This window comes from Streptomyces sp. MnatMP-M17, from assembly GCF_900091995.1.
Classification (GTDB): Bacteria; Actinomycetota; Actinomycetes; order Streptomycetales; family Streptomycetaceae; genus Streptomyces.
Window position 1 is genome coordinate 1 of the sequence record NZ_FMDK01000066.1, and the last position, 18429, is coordinate 18429.

Annotated in this window: 10 protein-coding genes and 1 pseudogene; 7 read left to right on the plus strand and 4 right to left on the minus strand. The window is 69.9% G+C overall.

Going from position 1 to position 18429, the window contains the following annotated elements; translation table 11 throughout:
* On the minus strand, positions 1-5266 hold a 5266-nt coding region (locus GA0115259_RS03530), incomplete at its 3' end, for a non-ribosomal peptide synthetase (protein ID WP_176732417.1).
* Positions 5266-6084, minus strand: coding sequence for a thioesterase domain-containing protein (locus tag GA0115259_RS42670; RefSeq protein WP_370747204.1), 819 nt, complete (start codon positions 6082-6084; stop codon positions 5266-5268). The genes GA0115259_RS03530 and GA0115259_RS42670, both read right to left, overlap by 1 nt.
* A gap of 26 nt (positions 6085-6110) precedes the next feature.
* On the opposite strand from GA0115259_RS42670, the gene GA0115259_RS42675 reads away from it, so the two are divergent.
* Entirely contained in the window at positions 6111-6194 is an 84-nt protein-coding gene (locus GA0115259_RS42675) for a pentapeptide repeat-containing protein (RefSeq protein WP_370747207.1), read from the plus strand.
* Positions 6195-6204: 10 nt separating this feature from the next.
* On the opposite strand, the pseudogene GA0115259_RS03535 reads toward GA0115259_RS42675, so the two are convergent.
* Positions 6205-9510 (minus strand): annotated as a pseudogene (locus GA0115259_RS03535) (amino acid adenylation domain-containing protein); the annotation flags it as partial.
* A 621-nt stretch (positions 9511-10131) separates the two neighbouring features.
* Here GA0115259_RS03535 and GA0115259_RS03540 point away from each other — a divergent pair.
* From GA0115259_RS03540 to GA0115259_RS03565, 6 genes are all read left to right on the plus strand, one after another.
* The gene (locus GA0115259_RS03540) at positions 10132-10671 is read left to right on the plus strand and encodes a DUF6234 family protein (RefSeq protein WP_141716440.1); all 540 of its coding nucleotides are present in this window, start codon (positions 10132-10134) and stop codon (positions 10669-10671) included.
* A gap of 239 nt (positions 10672-10910) precedes the next feature.
* A complete protein-coding gene (locus tag GA0115259_RS03545) occupies positions 10911-11207 on the plus strand; it encodes a hypothetical protein (RefSeq protein WP_093590664.1) in 297 nt (98 codons plus the stop codon).
* Positions 11208-11497: 290 nt separating this feature from the next.
* Positions 11498-12985, plus strand: coding sequence for a type III PLP-dependent enzyme domain-containing protein (locus GA0115259_RS03550; RefSeq protein ID WP_093590667.1), 1488 nt, complete (start codon positions 11498-11500; stop codon positions 12983-12985).
* Positions 12982-14310 (plus strand): pyridoxal-phosphate dependent enzyme, encoded by a 1329-nt coding sequence (locus GA0115259_RS03555; RefSeq protein ID WP_093590670.1) that lies wholly within the window; start codon positions 12982-12984, stop codon positions 14308-14310. Before GA0115259_RS03550 ends, GA0115259_RS03555 begins: the two co-directional genes overlap by 4 nt.
* 4 nt (positions 14311-14314) lie before the next feature.
* Positions 14315-15550 carry an aminotransferase class V-fold PLP-dependent enzyme gene (locus GA0115259_RS03560; protein ID WP_093590673.1) on the plus strand — a complete coding sequence of 412 codons (1236 nt, stop codon included), beginning with the start codon at positions 14315-14317 and terminating at the stop codon, positions 15548-15550.
* Positions 15551-15651: 101 nt separating this feature from the next.
* Positions 15652-16407, plus strand: a complete 756-nt coding sequence (locus GA0115259_RS03565) for a class I SAM-dependent methyltransferase (protein WP_093590676.1) — start codon at positions 15652-15654, stop codon at positions 16405-16407.
* A gap of 27 nt (positions 16408-16434) precedes the next feature.
* On the opposite strand, the gene GA0115259_RS03570 is transcribed toward GA0115259_RS03565, so the two are convergent.
* Positions 16435-17910 (minus strand): radical SAM protein, encoded by a 1476-nt coding sequence (locus tag GA0115259_RS03570; protein WP_093590679.1) that lies wholly within the window; start codon positions 17908-17910, stop codon positions 16435-16437.
* Between the last annotated feature and the right edge of the window lie 519 nt (positions 17911-18429).

Genomic DNA, 18429 nt, shown 5'->3' on the forward strand with positions numbered 1-18429 from the left:
CGGCGCCGGCCAGCCGTACCGCCATGCCGATGACGGCGATCGGCTCGTCGGCCGCGCGGGTACGGTCCGTACGGTCCTGGGCGGTGCCGGTACGGTCCCGAGCCAGAGGCGTCCGCACCGCCGCCTGCCCGTCCAGGAAGCGGGCCAGCGCGCGTACGGTGACATGCTCGAACAGGTCGGCGACGGTGAAGCGCAGTCCCAGTCCGGTGGTGCAGCGCAGGTGGAAGCGCATCAGTCCCAGACTCGACGCGCCGGCCTCGAAGAAGGTCTGGTCGGGGCCGATGGACGAGCCGGTCACCGCCTCGAACGCCTCGGACAGCCGGGCCTCGCGCTCCGACAGCGCGGGCAGGGCGGCGGAACTCCGGCGCAGGTCCTCACCCGGTGCCCGTAGGGCGGCCTTGCGGTCGAGCTTGCCGCTGGGCGTCAGCGGCAGCGCCGTCAGCCGCCGGAAACGGCCGATCCGTATGTACGGAGGCAGCAGCGGGACCAAATGGGCCGCCAGCGCCTCGGCCGTCGGTGTTCTGTCCCGGAACTGGAGGCAGGCCACCAGCTCGTCGCCGTCGTGTACGACCACGGCGTTGACGATCTCGGCATGCCGTAGCAGGGCCGCCTCGACCTGGCCCAGTTCCAGCCGGTGCCCGCTCAGCTTGATCTGCTGGTCGTCGCGGCCCGTGCAGTGCAGCAGGCCCTCGCGGTCGAAGTGCGCCCGGTCGCCGCTGCGGTAGAACAGCCCGAGTCCGGGCAGCTCGACAAAGCGCGTCTCGTTGAGCGCCGGATCGCCCAGATAGCAGCGGGCGGCCATCGTTCCGCCGATCAGCAGCTCACCGGTGCGTCCGGGCGGTACGGCCTCGTCCGCCTCGTCCACCACCCGTAGCACCGCACCGGCGACGGGCCGGCCGATGGCCGGGCGCTCCGGCCACCGCGCCGGATCGCCTTCGAGACAGAGGGCGCTGACCACATGTGTCTCGGTCGGGCCGTAGTGGTTGAACAGCCGCGCTCCGGGCATGCCCGCGAACCAGCGGCGGATGGCGTCGGTGCAGACGAGCTGCTCGCCCGCGGTCACCACCTCACGCAGCCGCGAGGGATAGCGGCCCAGATGGACGGCGTGCTCGGCGAGGAGCTGGAGCGCCACATACGGCATGAACACGCGCTCGATGCCCGCCGATTCGAGCTGCTCCAGCAGAGCCGGAGCGTCCTGGCGCCAGCCGGGCCGTACGAGATGCAGACATCCGCCGCCGCACAGCGTGCCGAAGATCTCCTGGAAGGAGACGTCGAAGGAGAGCATGGAGAACTGCTGGGTGGCGGCGGGCGCCGCCAGACCGCCCGACTCCGTCTGCCACTGGAGCAGATTGGCCAGCGTACGGTCGGACACCCGCACGCCCTTGGGAGTGCCGGTGGAGCCCGAGGTGAACAGGGTGTAGAGGGGACGAGCGCCATGGTGCGGCGGTACGGCGGGTTCGTCGGCCGGTCCGTCGGCCGGTTCGTGGGCGGGTCCTCCGGCCGGATCTCCGGCGGTCGGCAGGGTGACGGTGTGGCGTACGGCTCCGCCCGGATCGACCGTGTCGAACGCCGTCCCGGCGCCGGGCGGGAGCAGCACACAGAGCGGCTCCACCTGCGCGAGGATCTGGCGCAGCAGGGCGGGCGGATAGGACGGATCCAGCGGTACGGCGGTCAGATTGAGCCGGGCCAGCGCCAGGAGCGCCACGACATGCTCCACCGAGGGCTCGAAGTACAGCGCGACGGCGCACGGGCTGTCGTGCTCCTCCGGCTGCGGATACGCCGCCCGCAGTTCGGCGGCGAGGGCCGCTGCGTACGCGTCGAGCCGGGCGTAACCGACCGCGCCGTCATCGGTCATCAGAGCCGGTGCGTCCGGAGTCAGCGCGACCTGCCGCGCGAAGCCGTCGGCCATCGTCGTCCAGGCCGGGTCGGCCGCCGCGCCACGGCCGTGGTCGGGCAGAGTGCTCCGGTAGGGAGCCGCCAGCTCGGCGGGCGTCGCCGTACCTCCGTCGGCGAGCAGGTCGAGACCTCGCAGGAACAGGGCGGACATCGCCTCGGCCTCGGCGGCGTCGAAGTGGTCGTCGGCGTACTCCCACAGACAGTCGAAGCCGTCCGCGTGCTCGACCACGGAGAGCGTCAGCGGGCACTTGGCCTCGGCGGGAGCCCACCACAGTGGCCGGGAGGCGCAGCCGGGCAGCGCCAGTGCGGCGAAGTCGGTGTTCTCCAGGACGAACAGGAAGTCGAACGGAGCCGTGCCGGTGCCGGTGCTGGTACGAGTACCTGCGCCTGCGCCCGCGCCCGCCTCCCGGTCGGCCAGCACATCGGCCAGCGCCACGTCCTGCCGCTCCAGCACCTCACGCGCACCGGCGCCCAGACGCAACGACTGGGCGCGCAGATCCTCGTGCGGTGCGACGGTCAGCGGCAGCAGGACGGTATTGGCGAACATGCCGACGCTGGCGCCGAACTCCTCCACCGGCCGATTGGCCACCGGTCCGGCCACGCGCGGACGCGTCAGTCCGGTCACTCCGTACAGGCTCCAGGCGAAGACACCGAGCAGCAGCTGAAAACGCGTCAGATCCAGCTCGGCGCAGAGCCGGTCCACGGTGGCGCGACGGGCGGCGTCGAGCGAGGAGTGCAGCAGCCGTCCCTCCGGCGGCCGACCGTCGGAGAAGGGCCCGGAGCCGGCCGGCGGCAGTGGTTGCGCCGCTCCCTCCAGACCGGCGTAGTGGGCGCGCAGCTCATCGAGCTGGCTGAGATAGGAGGGCCGGGAGAACCAGTCGGTCTGCCAGACGGCGTAGTCGAGCGGAGTGGGAGCCGGTGCGGCCGGTGCGTCTGTGCCTCTGTGGGCTGCTCCCGGTGCTTCCGCGTCCCGGAGAGCCTCCGCGTACTCGTCCGAGAGATCCCGCAGGAGTATGTTGACCGACCAGCCGTCGACCGCGATGTGGTGCACAAGCAGCAGCAGGACTCCGCCGCCGTCCTGCGGCAGCCAGCTCGCCCGCAGCATCCGGGACCGTGCCAGCTCGAAGCCCTGGGCGAAGAACCGGTCGGCGAAGTCCCTCTCGGCGAAGGCCAGGCCCTGTCCGCCGGTCCCGTCGCCGACGGCCTCCGGGTCCGGTTCGGTCCAGGGATCGTACGGCTCGTCCACCACCTGGAGCAGTCCCTCGGGCGCCGCCTCGAAGGCGGTACGCAGCGCCGGATGACGCTCCACCAGCCGTCGCAGCGCGCGCCGCAGCGCCTCGGCGTCGACGGCGCCCGTCAGCCGGAAGGCCAGTCCCACGTTGTACGCCGTGGAGCGCGGTGCGCGCTGTTGCAGCAGCCACAGCCGCTGCTGCTCGCTGGTGGCCGGTGCGCGACGCGCTCCCGACGGAGCGGCGGGCGTCGGATACGGCGAGTCGCCGGAGGTTCTCGCCCGGTCGATCGCGTCGGCCATCCCGGCGAAGTCACCGTGGAGGACGAGCGACTGCGGCAGTTCGCAGCCCCAGCGCCGGCGCGCCTCGAAGCGCAGCCGCAGCGCCTTGAGGGAGTCGCCGCCGACAGCGATCCAGCGGTCACCGGGCCGGATTCCGGGTGTGCCGAGGATCTCTTCGGCCAGGGCGAGCACCTCGCGCTGCCGGCCGGTGACCGCCGTCTCCTCCTCGGCCGCTGTCCGTTCCGCCGCGTCCGGGCGCCGCCAGGGCCGTACGTCCAGACACAGCAGAGCGGCCTCGTCCACCTTGCCGTTGGCGGTGCGCGGGAGCGCGTCGACGCGATGGATATGGTGGGGCCGCATATAGGCGGGCAGCCCGGCCGCGAGATGGCGGTCGAACTCGTCGAACGGCAGATCGTCCCCGAACACCACATAGGCCAGCAGCTCGTTCGGCCCGTCCTCGCCGTCGCGCCGGGCGCACACATACGCCTGCCGCACCGCTGGATGCGCCACGATCCGCTGTTCCAGCTCGCCGGGCTCGATACGGAAGCCCCGGACCTTCACCTGGCGGTCCGCCCGGCCCATGTACTCGATGAGGCCGTCGGTGCCGGCCCGTACGAGATCACCGGTCCGGTAGTGGACCTGCCGGCCGCCGTCGTACCACGGGAGCCGGACGAAGCGGCGCTCGGTCTCCTCGGGCAGATTGCGGTAGCCGGCCGCGAGACCGTCGCCGGAGAGCAGCAGCTCGGCGACCTCGCCGGGCGCGGCCGTACGGTTGGTGCCCGGCACGACCAGCAGTGTTCCGGTGCCCTGCAGCGCCCGTCCGATCGGCACCACGCTCCCGTCGAAGTCACGGGGAATGGGATGGGACACGGCGAAGGTGGTCGTCTCCGTCGGACCGTACACATTGTGGAGCTGGGTCGTACTCGACGCGTTGTGGCGGTACCAGCGGCTGATCAGACGGGCGTTGAGCCGCTCGCCGCCGATCAGGACCTGGCCGACGCCGGCGAAGCAGTCGGGCACGGTCTCGACCACCGCGTTGAACAGCGCCGTCGTGATGAACATCGTGTCGATGCGCAGCCGCAGCAGTGCGGCGGCGAGTGTGTGCGGCGCCTGGACGGTCTCGTCGTCGAGGATCACACAGCAGCCGCCGGTCAGCAGCGGCACCCAGACCTCGAAGCTCAGCGCGTCGAAGGCGGGATTGGACAGACAGGCGAAACGGGCGCCCTCCGCCGGCCGGACATAGCCGGGCCGGGCCAGCCGCAGAATGCCCGCGTCCCGTATCTCGACGCCCTTGGGGCGGCCGGTGGTGCCCGAGGTGTAGAAGACGAAGGAGACGGGCGCTCCCGTGAACGGCGGTTCCTGGGCGCCCTGTTCATCCGGTCGGGCCGCGAGCAACGCGTCCACCGGCAGCGGTCGTATGCCTTCCGGCAGAACTTCAGACAGACCGTCCGGCACGGCCTCGGAGTCCGGCCCGGCCTCGGAGCCGGGTGCGGTTCCGCCGTGGATCACCGTCACGCTGCCCGAGTCCGTCAGGATGTGGTGGAGCCGCTCCGGTGGGCTCTGGGCGTCGAGCGGTACGACACGGGCGCCGAGCCGCAGGATGCCGAGCATGGCGCAGACCAGTTGCCAGGAGCGCGGCAGAGCGACCGCGACCGCCTCGCCCGGCCGTACACCGTCGCGGCGCAGCGCATGGGCGACCGAGGCGCCGGCGGCGTCCAAAGCGGCGTAGTCGAGCCGCCGTTCACCGTCGATCAGCGCGGGAGCGTCCGGAGTGCGCAGGGCCTGTTCACGTACCGCGTGTGCCAGGCCGGTGGCCGAGGCCGGGGCAGTGGCAGGGAGGCCGGTTGTTCCGGATCGCATCATGCCTCCAGTGCGGCGGACGGATGGGCCGGCTGTGCCGCGGAGCCCGGCTGTACGGCATCGGACTCTCCCGCGCCCGGGAGCGCCGCCGGCATCCGGGCCGCCGGCATCCGGGCCAGTTCCGCCGCGATCAGCTCCGCCACCCGCGGCACCTCGTCGCTCTCCAGCAGATCCCAGTGCCCGCAGCCGACCGGCTCGACCACCAGACCGCCGCCTGCACGCCGCTCCCAGAAGGAGGCGACCGCGGACCCGTCCTCGCCACCGTCGCCGTCTTCGGTGGCCTGTACGAACACCAGCCGGGCCGGCGACACCGGGACCTCGTAGTCACGGGCGGTCATCCGGTTGTGGTTGTAGATACGGAAGTACCGGTCGATCTGGTCGTCCTCGATGCCCGGATACATCCCGTTGAACCTGACCAGCTTCTCGCGGAACTCGGACGACTCGACCGGCGCGATCGCGGCCCGCTGCGCCGGGTCCTCCGTCCCGTAGGTGTCGAGCAGGACCACACTCACCCGGGCGTGTCCGGCGAGCGTCAGCAGGCGTCCCATCTCATGGGCGATCAGGCCGCCGTACGAGAGCCCGCACACGACCAGCGACTCGTCGGGCCGTGGATCGACGGCCTTCAGATACTCCCGCGCCATGGCCTCGATCGTCGGCAGCGGAGTCTCTCCGGCGTTGATACCGGGCGACTGGATGCCCTGGACGCCGATGGACTCGGGCAGCGCGGCGGTCAGGGAGAGATAGCAGAAGGCGGTGCCGCCCGCCGGATGGACACAGATGACGCGCTGCCGCCCGTCGCCTTCCCGGAACTCGATCAGATTGCCGCCGAGCGGATCGCCGTCGCGTGGATTTCCGCCGGTCCGATCTCCGTCGGGCCGATCTCCGTCGGGCCGATCTCCGTCGGGCCGTCCCGACGTACCCTTCCTGAGCCGTTCGGCCAGGGCCTCGATCGTCGGATGCAGCATGATGTCCCGGATCGGCAGAGTCTCGCCGAACTCCTCACGGACGGCATGGGCCATCTTGATCGCGGAGATCGAGGTGCCGCCGAGGTCGAAGAAGCTGTCGGAGACGCCGACAGCCGGATGGAGCAGCAGCCTCCGCCAGATCCGGTAGAGCGCCATCTCCACGTGGTCGCGCGGACTGGCCGTATTGACCTGATGGGCGGGCAGCGCGGACCGGGCCAGCTCCAGCAGTGCCGCGCGGTCCAGCTTGCCGCTCCGGCTCAGCGGCAGACGCGGGAGTTCGACGAAGACCGCGGGGATCATATAGTCGGGCAGCCGCTGCGAGAGCGCCGTACGCCACTCGTGCGGCGACCTGGTGGACCCGGCGGTCGTGCCGGAGCCGGCGACGGTGTCGCCCCGGCCGATTCCCGCCACCAGACGCGGCTCGCCGGGACCTTCGCGGTCGGCCATCACGGCCGCCTCCCGTACACCGGGCAGTGCCAGCAGCGCCGCCTCGACCTCGCCCGGTTCGATACGGAAGCCACGCAGTTTGAGCTGGTCGTCGCGGCGGCCAGCATACTCGGCGTTGCCGTCGGGCAGCCAGCGGGCCATGTCACCGGTGCGGTAGACGTACTCGCCCGGTACGAAGGGATCGGGCAGGAACCGTTCGGCCGTCAGATCCGGCCGGTGCAGATAGCCGCGCGCCAGACTCGCGCCTCCGACGAAGACCTCGCCCGCCACCCCGACCGGTACGGGCCGCAGCCGCTCGTCCAGCAGATACAGCCGGGTGTTGTCCAGCGGACGGCCGATCGGGCACTGCCGGTCGCGAGGCTGCGGATCGTCGTAGGCGGTGGTGTAGAGCGTGGTCTCGGTGGGCCCGTAGCCGTAGCAGATACGCAGTCCGGGCAGGGTCTGCCGCATCCGGTACAGCGCCGACTCGGGCAGCGATTCCACACCCGTCAGCAGCTGACGCAGCGCCAGTCCCGCCAGACGCGCGCCGGGATCCTCGTCGATCCACTTGACGTAGGAGGGAGGCAGGAACGCCTGGGTGATCCGGTGGTCGCGCAGCCAGCCCATCAGCGCCTCGGGATCGCCGCGCAGCTCGTCGGGGACGATATGCAGCACGGCGCCGGTGGTGAGAGGCATGAGGATCTCGTGCACCGAGGCGTCGAAGCCGATGCTCGACCAGAACGACGCCGGCTCGCCCGGCGCCGCGCCGAACCGCGCCAGCCAGTGGCCGAAGAGATTGGTGACACTGGCGTGCGTCACCGCCACTCCCTTGGGTCGGCCCGTCGAGCCCGAGGTGTAGATGACATAGGCCAGATGCGACGGCCGGACCGCGATCCCGGGAGCGTCGTCGCGCGGCCCTTCCGCCTCGACCGCGGCCAGATCCTCCCAGCCCTCGGGCGGTACGGCGGCGTCGCTCAGCACCAGAGCCGGTACGGCGTCCTCCACCATCGCGGCCAGCCGCTCGGGAGGCTGACCGGGATCGAGCGGCAGATAGGCGGCGCCCGACTTGAGGATGCCGAGGACGCCGACCACCAGAGCCGTCGACCGTGTGGTGTGCAGTCCGACCACCTGGTCGGGACCGACGCCCCGGGCGATCAGGGCGTGCGCCAGACGGTTGGCGCGCCGCTCCAGCGCCGCGTAGTCGAGCCGTTCCTCACCGCGGACGAGGACGAGACCTGTGGGACGGGCACGGACCTGGGCCTCGAAGCGCTCGACCAGGCTCTCGGGCAGACCGTCGACGGGGTCCGCGGGCAGGCTCTCGACCGGGCCGTCGACCAGGCCCCCGACCGGGCCCGTGGGCAGGCTCTCCGGCCGGGACGAGGGCCGTCGGGTGCTCTGCCCGACACCACTCCACCTCGTCAGCAGCTCTTGCTGCTCCCGCGCGTCCATGAGCGCGAGATCCGCGACCGCACGGTCGGGCCGCTCGGCCATCTGCCGCAGCACCCGCGTCAGATAGCCCGCGTAGCGCTCGACCGTACCGTGGTCGAACAGGGCGGTGGCGTAGTCCAGATCGCCGACCACACAGCCGTCTTCCTCCAGCAGCGCCAGCGCCAGATCGAACTTGGCCGGCGCGTGCGGCACGGCGAGCGGTTCCACCTCGATCTCCGCCAGCTCCAGCCGCCCTTTCAGCGGCGGAACCCAGGCGAACATGGTCTGGAACAGCGGAGTATGGGCGGTGCTGCGCGGCGGTGCGACCAGTTCCACCACACGCTCGAACGGCAGGTCGACATGGTGGAGAGCGCCACGGAGCGCGGTACGTACGCGTGCCAGCAGCTCGGTCCCTGTCGGCGAGCCGGACAGATCGGCGCGCACCGCGAGGCTGTTGACGAAGAAGCCCATCAACTCCGAGACATCGCCGCGCCTTCGGTTCGCCGTGGGAACTCCGACAACGATGTCCGACTGGCCGCTCAGCCGTGACAGCACCACGGACCAGCCGGTCAGAATGGTGGAGTACAGCGTGACGCCGTGCCGTCGGGCGAGGGCCTTCAGCGCCGCGGTGAGATCGGCGCCGAGGGAGATCCGTACCCGGCCGCCGCGGAAGTCCTGCTCGACCGGTCGCGGCCGGTCGGTCGGCAGTTCCAGCAGTGGCGGCGCATCGGCCAGATTCGCCGTCCAGTACGCGGCCTGCGCGGCGGGCTCGTCGCTGGACATCCACTGCCGCTGCCAGTGGGTGTAGTCGGAGTACTGCCAGGTCAGCGGCGCAAGCGCGGGCTCCGTCCGCTGCTGGAACGCGGTGTAGAGCGTGCCGAGGTCCCGGAGCATGATGTCCCTGGACCGGCCGTCGAAGACAATGTGATGCACGGTCAGCAGCAGAATGTGGTGGTCCGCGCCGAGGACGAGCAGCCTGCCGCGCGCCAGCGGGCCCCGGCTCATGCCGAACGGTGTGAAGGACTCCTCGCGCTGCCGGACGGCAAGGCGAGCGGCGATGTCCTGACAATCCGTCAGATCCTCCACCACGAGGGCGAATCCGGTGTCCGGCGGATCGATCCGCTGGTACGGCTCACCTTCCGTGGACACCAGCCGCGTGCGCAGCGTCTCGTGCCGCGCGACCAGCGCGTCGAGCGCGCGGACCAGGGCCGCGCGGTCGAGCGGGCCGCGCAGATGGAAGCCCATCGGCTCGTTGTACGCGGTACTGGCGCCCTCCAACTGCGCCAGTACCCAGAGCCGTTGCTGCGCCCACGACAGCGCCGGAGGCGTTCCGCTTTCCGTCGGCGGCCGGTCCGACGACGGTCCGTCCGTCGGCGGCCCGTCCGTGGTCGCAACCGGTACCGCGCGAGGCGGTGTGGTGGTCATGCTGTGAGAACCGCGTATCGCCGACAAGACCAGCCCTTTCCCCTGGGGGAGGCTCAGTACGGAGTTGGGGATCACCGTGAGGCGCCATCGTCCTGGGACGGACGGGCGCGGACATCGTTGTCACGCCGAGAAGCCGTGAGGGAGCAGTGAGAAGCACTGACTCGGGCGGAATCGACCTTGACGCGGATGCTCGCGAAGCTGTCCGAGGCCGGTGTGAGTCCAAGGTCGGTGGGAGATGGGAGAGGGATGTCTTCCGTCTCCTGTCCGGTCCGCTACGGGACCGACGGCCTACGCTGCTCCTCCTCACCACGCCGCACGGGCAGGCTCCCCCGGGCCCGGCCGATCCAGGTACTGCACAGGGCGTCTCAACCGCGCACTCTCGCCACTCGACCAACTGGCCTGCTCAGCACGCGAGTTGGTCCACTCGCGTCCCTCGCGTCATTCCGCATCACGCTGTTGATGATGATTGGACAACTCTTCAAGGCTGTCAATGGCGGCTCGGCTGAGGACAGTTGGCCGGATACCGCGCATGATGCCCGGACGGCGGCGGGAGCGGCACGGCTTGATCCCGGTTCGGTGTAGGGCGGCATGGAGCGCGAGGTTCCGTACGAATGTACGACCATGACCTGGACTCCTGGTTCCCGTATACCGTCTCCGCCGCAGGGCGAGCGGCGCCGAAATCCTTCGAACACCCGCGGCGACTGGTTCGAGGGCGGCTGTCTCGGTCTGCTCATGCTGCTTCTTGAGACGCTGTTCGCGCTGATGCTGGGCGTGGCGCTGGGGCTGCGTACCTGGGCCCGGCCGGGCGAGTACGCGAACTCCAAGGCGCGCGTCGCGACGCCGCCGATGGACTGGGTACCGACGCTCTGGACCGCCGGATTCACGCTGGCCGTGCTGGCGATCGCCATCATCTTCTTCCGTGCGGCGCATCCGTTCGCCGGGTCCGTCCAGCTTCTGGTCGCGGCGCTCGCGCTGTGCGTCACGGTCGCCGCCTGGCACGACTCGTACGAGCGTGCCCATCCGGCACCGCTGCCGCCGTGTCCGACGCGGGCCGGAACACCCTGCGCCCCGGAGGATCCCGCGCCCTCGCCCTCCTACGATCCCGGGCGCTCGGGACGGCAGTGCCGCAGCGGCGGTGACAGTCACGAGTGCGTGGGCTGACAGCGGCGGCCGGAAGGCGCCTCCGTAGGCCATTCGATACAAGCCCGGCCTCGGCCTCCGCGGCACCGGAACGGCCTGTCCTGGCGTGGGCAGCGGGCCCGCGGTCCGCGCATGGCGGTAATCCGCGCGTAACGGAAAACTGCGGGACCGCGCCCGGAAGAGCAGTATTGAGCCACTGGCGCGAAACGCCACAACCGCGCGGCCCGCATCGAGGGACCATGGGAGAAAGGCAGGGAGCCATGACCACCGCACACGCTCCTCATACCGACCACCCGCACCACCACGGTGAGGGCTGCGGTCATGTCGCCGTGCCGCACGAGAGCCATGTGGACTACGAGCACGACGGCCATCTGCATCGCGTCCACGCGGACCATGTGGACGAGTGCGAGCCCGCCGGGCACACCGCTCACAGCGAGCATCCGCACCGCCATGGTGAGGGCTGCGGACATGTCGCCGTGCCGCACGACGGCCATGTCGACTATGTTCACGACGGCCACCGGCACGCCGGCCACGACGGGCACTGGGACGACCACTGAGCCCATGTCCCGCCAGGCCCGGGCCCGGCCCGGGCCCCGGCCTTATGTCCAGGCCTTATGTCCAGGCCTTATGTCCGGGCCCTGTGCCCTGGCCCGGCCTCGGCTCCCGAAGCGAGTCGCTCCCATCGGCGGAGCGGCTCGCTTCGTACGTACGGGCCGCCGCGCCCGCCGGACCTCCTGGCCTTCCCCGGCCTTCCTCGCCGACACGGCGCGTAAGGGCTCCCGAAAAGGGAAATGAATGTCGCTTGTAATGAGGAAGGCGGGCCGGCATGTCCGTATGAGGAGGTCTTATGAGCGCTCTGCCTCTGTATCCGGAGCCTCTGTATCTGGAGCCGCGCACAGAGCCACGCCTGGCGGCGCTGCTCCAGGCGGAAGACTTCACACGCTCGCTCGTCGACGCGCTCGGGTCACCGCTCGGTGTGGTGCTCCCCGATCAGCTGGCCGACAACGCCGAACGCTTCCGTGCCACGTACCGGAAGCACCGACTGGGCGGCCAGGTCTGGTTCGCCCACAAGGCGAATCGTTCCTGCGCACTGATGCGCCGGCTCGCCGCCACCGACGCGGCCGTGGACGTCGCCTCGGTGGGCGAGTTACAGCACGCGCTCGGATCGGGGTTCACTCCGGACCGGATCATGGCCACCGGTCCCAAGAGCCCGGAGTTCCTGTGGCTCGCCGCCCGTACGGGAGTGACCGTCCATGTCGACGGACGCACCGAACTCGACGCCCTGGCCGGGATCGTCCGCTCGTACGCGCTGCCCCGGGTACGGATCCTGCTGCGGCTGTCCGCGTTCGGGACATCCGGAGTGAAGGTGCTGAGCAGGACAAGCCGCTTCGGCACTCCGGTCAGTGAGCTCGACAGCCTGGTGGGAGCCGTCGAACGGCACGGCGACGCCGTCGAACTCCTCGGCGTGGGCTTCCACTTGGACACCACCAGTGTGGCCGAGAAGGCGGTGGCGCTCGAAGGCTGCGTCAGGGCGCTGGACACGCTGCGCGAACGAGGCCTGAGACCACGGGTGGTGGACATCGGAGGCGGCTACGGCGTCAACTACCTCGCCCATCAGGAGCAGTGGGAACGGTATACGACCGAACTCACCAAGGCGGTCCTGGGCCGGCGCCCGGCCCTGACATGGCGCGGCTACGGATACGGCCTCCGCGATGACGCGGGCACCTTGCGCGGTTCGCTCGGGCTCTATCCGGGATACCGTCCGGTCGCGGCCGAAGGCTATCTCGACGCACTGCTGTCGACTTCCGCTCCCTCGTTCGGCGGCCGGACGCTGTCCACCGTGCTCCTGGAGAATCTGTACGACCTCTACACCGAGCCCGGCCGGGCCCTCGCCGACCAGTGCGGGCTGACGCTCGCGCGGGTACTCGACGTACGGCGCACCGAGGCCGGGGAGCACCTCGTACGCCTCGCCGCCAAGGCCGACGACATAGGCCTTGAGGACCATGGAATCGTCATGGACCCTGTTGTCATCGGGCGTGACGGGGGCAGCGTGACCGACAGCGGCGACGCGGTAGGGGTCTATCTCGCGGGCAGCCTGTGTCTGGAAGCCGATCTGATCTCGCGCAGGATGGTCTTCCTGCCGCGCCTCCCGAGCCCCGGCGATCTGCTGGGTTTTGTGAACACCGCCGGTTACTGCATGGACTTCCAGGCCAGCCGGGCACAACACCTCCCCGTCGGACGGAAAGTGGCCGCGTGGCGGGACGGCGACGGCATCTGGCGATGGAGTCTGGACGAGCAGTACTGGCCGACGCTGTGCCAGGAGGGCAGGGCATGAGGTACGACAGCATCACCCAGGTCATCGGCAACACGCCGCTGGTACGCATCGATCCGGAGGTGCACGGCCTGCGGCACATCGACCTCTACGCCAAACTGGAGATGCTCAATCCCTTCGGTTCGGTCAAGGACCGGGCCGCGTGGAACATGGCCCGTCCCGGTCTCGCCACCGCCATGGAGCGCGGCAGTCAGCTCGTGGAACTGTCCAGCGGGAACACGGCGAAGGCGCTGTCGGTGATCGCCGGGATGCACGGGCTGTCGTTCAAGAGCGTCACCAACCGGATGCGGATCCCGGAGATCAAGGATCTGCTGCTTCTGCTGGGCGCCGAGATCGAGGAACTGCCGGGACAGAGCGAATGTCTCGACCCGACCGACACCGAGGATCCGCTGACGCTCTTCCACCGCGCCCTCTCCGATCCGGACAGCGCCTATCTGCACACGGACCAGTACTTCAACGCCCGTAACACCGAGGCACACGCCCTCGGCACCGGCCCGGAGATCGTGAAGGACCTGGACGGACGCGTACCGGACTGGTTCATCGCGTGTGTGGGCACCGCCGGCTCCTCCACCGGTGTCGCCAGGGCGCTGCGCGAGCACGACTCCCGGGTCCGGGTCGTCGGGCTGGTCGCGGACAAGTCGGACTTCATACCGGGCATCCGTACCATCGACGAGGTGCACGAGGTCGGTCTCTTCGATCCGGCGACCTACGACACGATGGAGCCGGTCACCGCCGACGAGGCCATCGACGGAATGCTCACGCTGGCCCGCCGCTGCGGCATCCTCGCCGGGCCCACCGGAGGAGCCGCCTACTTCGGAACGGTGCGCCAACTGCGGGCCGCCGACGCCGCGTTGACCGACGGCGACGAGCGCCAGGCCGCCGTCTTCATCGTCTGCGACCGTATCGAGAGCTATCTCAGCTATGTGAAACAGCGCCGTCCCGAACTGATCGGTCTCGCCGCCCGTAAGAACTCACTCCTCGATGTGTCCGCCGCCGAGCTCGCCGCCGTCGTGACCGTCGGTGCGCGGGAGGCGCAGGAGTGGATCGCGCGGGAGCAGCCTCTGGTGATCGATCTGCGCAGTCCGTCCGCGTATGCCGCGCTGCATATCGAGCACGCGGTGAATATCACCGACGAGCTGTTCGCCGAACTCGTCCGTGGCGGTCTGCCGTTCAGCAGGCGCAAACCGGTCCTGCTGACCTGTCCCGTCGGCGACAGATCCGCCCGGTACGCGGCGTTGCTGAGCCGGATGGGTCACACCGACGCGCGCAGTCTGGACGGTGGCATCATCGCCTGGCGCGATGCCGGCGCTCCGCTGGTCAGGGAGTGACGCGATGACCGGGACGATCCCGCGCGACCACGACGAGCGCGACCACGAAGAGGCGGCATTCCCGGACGATCTGATCCCTTGGCAGCGTCCACTGCGCGCCATGTTCCCGATCATCACCGGGCATCCGGATCTGGTCTATCTCGACAGCGCCGCGACGGCCCAGAAGCCACAGGCCGTACTACAGGCCGTCGAGACCTATCTGACCACCGCCAACGCCAACGCCGGGCGCGGAACCTATCCCTGGGCCAATGCCTCCACCGAACTGGCGGAACGGACCCGTGAGCAGATCAAGTCCTTTCTCTCCGACCCGGATCCGGAGCGGTCCACCGTCCACTTCACCAGCGGCACCACCGAGGGACTGCGCACCGTCGCCCAGGACTGGCTGCCCGCCTTCCTCACCGACGGCGACGAGATCGTCGTACCGTTCGCGGACCACCAGGCGAATCTGGTCCCGTGGCTGGACGCCCGGAAGCTGCTGGAGGCCCAGGGAATCGGGATACGGATACGGGAGATGCCGTACCAGACGTCCTCGGGCGATTATGATCCGGACGCACTCGCCAGGGCGGTCGGTCCCAGGACCCGCTTTGTCGCGGCGACCCATGTGCACCATGTGTACGGCGCTGACATGAACGTCCAGCGTATCCGCGCGGCCGTCGGGCCGGATGTGGTGATCTGTCTCGACGCCGCGCAGAGCATGGGCCATCTGCCGGTCTCCGTCGCCGGTCTCGATGTCGACTTCGTCGCCTTCTCCGGACACAAGGCCCTGGCGCTGCCCGGTTCCGGCGCCGTCTGGGCCCGTCAGACGCGCGGGCCGCGGTTCGTCCCGGGCGGCTGGAGCGGCACACCCAACACCACGGGCATCGCCTCCCTGGCCGCGGCACTCGACTGGCTGCGGGAGGCCGGCCCGGACCGGATCGAGCGCTGGACGACCGCCCTCGCGCTCCGGCTGACCGACGGGCTGCGGCATCTCGGCGCCTACGAGATCCTCGGCTGCCAGCGGAGTCTGGCGCTGGACAGCCGTATTCAGCACCGCTGCGGCATCGTGACGTTCCGGCATCGCGGCATCGGTGCGAGCGATCTGGGATTCATCCTCTTCAGCCATGGCTTCATGGTGCGCACCGACGGCCACTGCCAGGGCAGCGCCGGTGAGAAGACCAGTTCGGTGCGGGTGAGCACACATGTGTACAACACGCCCGAGGAAATCGACCGGCTGCTCGCCGTTCTTGCCACGCTGGAGTGAAACTCACCCATCGGAGGAGAATGGGAACCGTTTTCAGATGTAGATTTGGCGGTGTCGGTCCGGCGCGGGACGAGCGAGACGAGTGAGGGCGGCACGGTCACATGGGTCTGAGCATGGCGACAGCCGAGTCGTGGGTGCGGCGATGGGAGCGTCAGCAGCAGCGGTACGCGGTCGATCGCGAGGAGCGGTTCACGGTGATCGCGGATGTGGTCGAGCATGTGACGGAGGGACGGCCGCGCCCGCGGATCCTCGATCTCGGCTGTGGTCCGGGCTCGTTGGCCGCCCGGCTGGCCGCCCGACTGCGGCGGGCGGAGATCGTGGCGGTCGACATGGATCCGCTGCTGCTGGAGCTGGCCCGTACCCACCACGCGGACGCCGCCCGCTATGTCGACGCGGAGATCGGAGCGGACGGCTGGACGGAGGCTCTGGCGCTGGAGCAGCCCTTGGACGCGGCCGTCTCGACCACCGCGCTGCACTATCTCTCCGAGGCCGCCCTGCGCCGGACCTATACGGAGCTGGCGCGGCTGACGCGTCCCGGCGGAGTCCTCGTCAACGCCGACCATCTGCTCCACCATGGGCCCGGGCACTCCCGGATCGCCGCGCACGTCGGCCGCTGCCGGGCCCTGCGCCAGCAGGCGTTCGCCCATGAGGACTGGGAGTCCTGGTGGACGGCGGCGGCCGGGGAACCGGAGTTCGCGGATCTGCTGGACGAGCGCGCGCGGCGAGGTCCGATCGCCGGGGCCGGCGAAGGGCTGCCGCTGTCCCTGCATATGGAACTGCTGCACCGGGCCGGCTTCGAACATGCCGCTCCCGTCTGGCAGTTCGGCAACAGCTATGTACTGGTCGCGATCCGGTAGCGAGGCGGCGGTACGCAGGAGACCGGGTCAGTAGTCCTTCGGGATCGCGGAGTTGAGCGCCGTACGCCGCTCCGCGAGATTGCCGGCGTTCAGTCCCGTCGCCAGTTCCGGAGCGTAGTGGGCGACGATCTCGCGGAAGCCGTCCAGCGTGCGGTCGTCCATGACCTGGGCGTCGGGCGAGGCGACCGGGACCGTCAGATAGCTGCGTACGCGCCCGAGGTCGTGCGCGTGGCGGCTCATGTCCACGGCGTAGCGGTTCACCAGCATCCGCATCTCCGGGTCTTCGTGGGAGATCTCGTTGGCGAGCGTCTCGAAGCCGAGATTGAGGAAGTGGTCGGGCTCGTCCAGCAGCCGCTGATGAGCGGCGGAGCCCTTCCAGCCCGCGCGGTTCCAGTTGGCGTTTCCGGGAATCTCGTTCTTCGCGGGAAAGCCGCGGTACTCCGAGGTCGGGAAGGTCTCCAGCAGCAGTCCGCACAGATCGCGGGTCTCGGCGAGCGTCTCCGCGGTCTCCTCGGGAACGCCGAACACATAGAGGATCTCCGGGACCAGACCGCTTTCCTCCATGTGCTGGAAGGCCGTGATCAGATCGGAGCGCAGGGTGTCGGCGTGCTTGCGCATCGCGCGCAGCACCTCGACGGAGGCGGCGCCGTCGGCACCGAAGCCGAAGCGGTTGAAGCCCGCGCTCAGCACCAGATCGCGTACCTGGTCCGAGACCATCGCGGCGTTGTACGAGTCGGCGCGGGTGAGCGCGTGCAGGTCGATGTCCAGGCCCGGATACCGCTCCTTGAGCTCGATGACGGATTCGAGCTGAGCGGTGAGCTGCTCCATGTCGCCGCCCGGCAGGGCCTGTTGGAAGAAGTCCAGCGAGGTGCAGTACAGGTTGAGCGAGGAGAGCCCGAAGCGCTCGGCGAGCCGGCAGGCGGTGTCGAGATGGGCCCGTACGTTGAAGAACGTCTCGCGCTTGCGCGTCTGCGCGCCGCAGAAGCTGCACCCGAACATACAGCCCTGGCTGAACGGAAGAGTCATCTCATGCGCGAGATAGACGCGCAGATCGGATTCGGGGAGCTTGTCGAGCTGGCGCTCCAGATCGATGTCCATGGCTCCGGGCAGCCCGGACAGCGCCTGCCGGTCGGTCTTGTGCGCACCGGGGAAGATCCGTCCGAACTCCTCACGGGAGAGCCGCTCTATGCCCTGCCCGCCTATATGCACACGATCGGCGGGCAGCCCGCGGTCGACGGTGAGATAGCGGTGGACATGGGTCGCCGGGGCGATGTTCTGGGCGCCCATGACCGCGATGCCGAAGGAGTCGTACTCCTCCAGATCGGCGGCGTCACGCAGATCGTGGAGCTGGCAGTCGAAGAGCGTGGGCTCGGCGAGCTCATGACGCTCCATCAGCTCGGCGGCGTAGAGCGGCGCGACCGGCAGGAACGGAAGCCGGTCCGGCGCGAAGGGAGTGTCCTCGCGGGCGAGGTAGTTGTCATGGACGTAGGGCGGATGAATCATCAGGGTCCGGCCTCTCGGCACGCGTAAGTCGCCGCGCGGTGCCGGAGTGCGTAAGAGAATGTTCATGCGCGCAGAGGCCATGTCTACCTTCCAGGGTGGACCGGTGCCTTTGGATACGGCTCGCGGGGCGGTAGCGGGCCCTGACTGACCTCAGTGCCGTATGCCCATCCAACCGATGGTCCGTGCGGATGGCGAGGTTCGTACAGGAGCCTTTCGGTCAATGGGCAGGCGAGTCCCCGCCGGACGGTGGACGGACCGGTCCCGGGGCCCGGGACTGTGAGTACGGTGGTCGCTCCGCGCGCCAGTCCTGATCGCGCCGAAATACGGATGGCGCCGGTCCAGGCGGACAGGAATCGGCGGGCGGGAGCGGTGGCTGCGGAGCGTACAGGCGTCAGGGCGCCGTCCGCCCGGGTGACGGCTCGGTGGCACACCTACCGGTGGACAGCCGCTCGGCTTCCTTCCCATGGTGTGCACCGGGTCGATGCCTGTCGATGAATGACGTGTCACCGGGCGGCACCC

Coding starts and splice junctions, on each gene's coding strand:
- GA0115259_RS03540 (WP_141716440.1), top strand. CDS start 10,132: ATGACCTGGACTCCTGGTTCCCGTATACCGTCTCCGCCGCAGGGCGAG.
- GA0115259_RS03545 (WP_093590664.1), top strand. CDS start 10,911: ATGACCACCGCACACGCTCCTCATACCGACCACCCGCACCACCACGGT.
- GA0115259_RS03550 (WP_093590667.1), top strand. CDS start 11,498: ATGAGCGCTCTGCCTCTGTATCCGGAGCCTCTGTATCTGGAGCCGCGC.
- GA0115259_RS03555 (WP_093590670.1), top strand. CDS start 12,982: ATGAGGTACGACAGCATCACCCAGGTCATCGGCAACACGCCGCTGGTA.
- GA0115259_RS03560 (WP_093590673.1), top strand. CDS start 14,315: ATGACCGGGACGATCCCGCGCGACCACGACGAGCGCGACCACGAAGAG.
- GA0115259_RS03565 (WP_093590676.1), top strand. CDS start 15,652: ATGGGTCTGAGCATGGCGACAGCCGAGTCGTGGGTGCGGCGATGGGAG.
- GA0115259_RS03570 (WP_093590679.1), bottom strand. CDS start 17,910: ATGATTCATCCGCCCTACGTCCATGACAACTACCTCGCCCGCGAGGAC.